Genomic DNA, 1,540 nt, shown 5'->3' with positions numbered 1-1,540 from the left:
GGGACACAACATATCGGTCATCGCTACCTACCGGCTACCCGCCTTCACACCCTGGAACCCACACAGATCGAGAAGGACCCCTAACAGGGGCCCTCGGACGCCGTAATCATGGAGACTCCCCGATCAAGAAGGCGGCGATCGCGCTGCCTTCTTCTCTTCTCATTGAGTGTCGGGCTGCTCACCGGTGTTGCCGTCTTCTGCTGGTGGGCCGAGCGGGGCGAAGGCTTCGGCGCCTATGTCGTGGACTTCGTCGCCGTCCGCAACAGCCTTGCGACGCTGCTGGCGGTATCCGTTCTCGGGGTCATGTACCGGTTCTGCCGCCGGCTGGCTGCGCGGGATCGTGCTGGGTCACCAGTGACCGGTACATCCTCGAGCAGTACTGGCTGATCTTGCCATGACCATCGGACACGGCGATCTCGAAGACGGTTTTGGCCAGATCCACGGCGATGGTTATACTGGGGTCTACTATGTGCTGGGTAGGATTACTCCTGTCCGTGGTTGCTGAAGCGGCACTTCCAGCATGGCACTTGGATGCCGAATAAGGCGGCGGAAGGAGTCCATCCCATCAATCGAGCATCGCGGGACGGGCGACTGGACCTCAAAAACCTGGCGGTTTTTTCGGCTGTTTATGGCTGGCGTTATACAAAATGGGAAAACGAAAATGAAGAAACTTCTAGTCGTACCACTCATCCTTCTGGCCCTAGTAAGTAACTCTCACGCTAGCGAGAAAGCTATAGATGAGTTGTTCAATGTCACGAACATGGATGAGCAAATGAATCTTGGGTTTGAAGCCATGATGCCCATGATTGATCAGATGGCTATGCGGTTTAAGTTAGACGTCGAGCAAAAAGAAGAGCTAAAAAATATATACAGAACTTGGTTCAAAGAAGATTTTGATCAATCTAAAGTGGTGAATGAAGTTAAATCACTTTACGTGGAAACATTCACGGAAGATGAAATTGAACAGGTAACAGAGTTTTTTAAAACGCCTGTAGGAAAAAAATTTATTAACAAATCCCCAGAGTTAATGCAGCGAGGGGCTCGAATAGGTATGGCTGAAGGTCAAGCGAAAGAACATAAGCTAATGGAACGGATACGGCCGTTTTTGGAAAAGCATAATATCAAATAATCAATGTATACTAATCCTTTAGAAAGTAATGTCAGATTCGATTATGTATCGGCAGGCTGGGTGATGAAAAAAGGACTGCACTAGTTCGGACAGTTTCTGAATGCGCCTGAGTGCTCCGAGCGCGATGCGCTTCATCTGCTCGAGATTCTCCACGCCGCGGCGGCCGAGATCGCGCTTCACATGGGCCCAGACCTGCTCGTCAGGATTGAGCTGCGGCGCATAGGGCGGCAGGAAGTGCAGCTCGAGCTGCCCGTTGGTGGAGGCGACGTAATCGCGCACGAGCTTCGCCTTGTGCGCCGGGTGGCCATCGACGATGACGAAAACCGGCGCCGTGGCGGAATGTGTCAACCTTTTTCCGACAGTGCCGGCGTTTTTTCCTAATGAATCATTGGACGGCGGCATCGGCATACG

General features: G+C 52.3%; 3 protein-coding genes. 1 reads left to right on the top strand and 2 read right to left on the bottom strand.

Features of this window, described 5'->3' with window-relative positions; translation table 11 throughout:
• Positions 1-301: 301 nt before the first annotated feature.
• Positions 302-442, bottom strand: a complete 141-nt coding sequence (locus ACPEES_RS23330) for a hypothetical protein (RefSeq protein WP_435106896.1) — start codon at positions 440-442, stop codon at positions 302-304.
• A gap of 219 nt (positions 443-661) precedes the next feature.
• On the opposite strand from ACPEES_RS23330, the gene ACPEES_RS23325 reads away from it, so the two are divergent.
• Positions 662-1,129, top strand: a complete 468-nt coding sequence (locus ACPEES_RS23325) for a DUF2059 domain-containing protein (protein ID WP_435106894.1) — start codon at positions 662-664, stop codon at positions 1,127-1,129.
• An 18-nt stretch (positions 1,130-1,147) separates the two neighbouring features.
• Here ACPEES_RS23325 and ACPEES_RS23320 read toward each other — a convergent pair.
• On the bottom strand, positions 1,148-1,540 hold a 393-nt coding region (locus ACPEES_RS23320), incomplete at its 5' end, for a transposase (protein WP_435106892.1).

Source organism: Arhodomonas sp. AD133 (assembly GCF_051195215.1).
GTDB lineage: Bacteria > Pseudomonadota > Gammaproteobacteria > Nitrococcales > Nitrococcaceae > Arhodomonas.
The sequence above is the reverse complement of the archived record's forward strand: the minus strand, read 5'-3'. Positions and strand labels throughout refer to the sequence as shown.

What these genes read in the sequence shown, in the direction of transcription:
- ACPEES_RS23325 (WP_435106894.1), top strand. Translation starts at nt 662, where the DNA reads ATGAAGAAACTTCTAGTCGTACCACTCATCCTTCTGGCCCTAGTAAGT.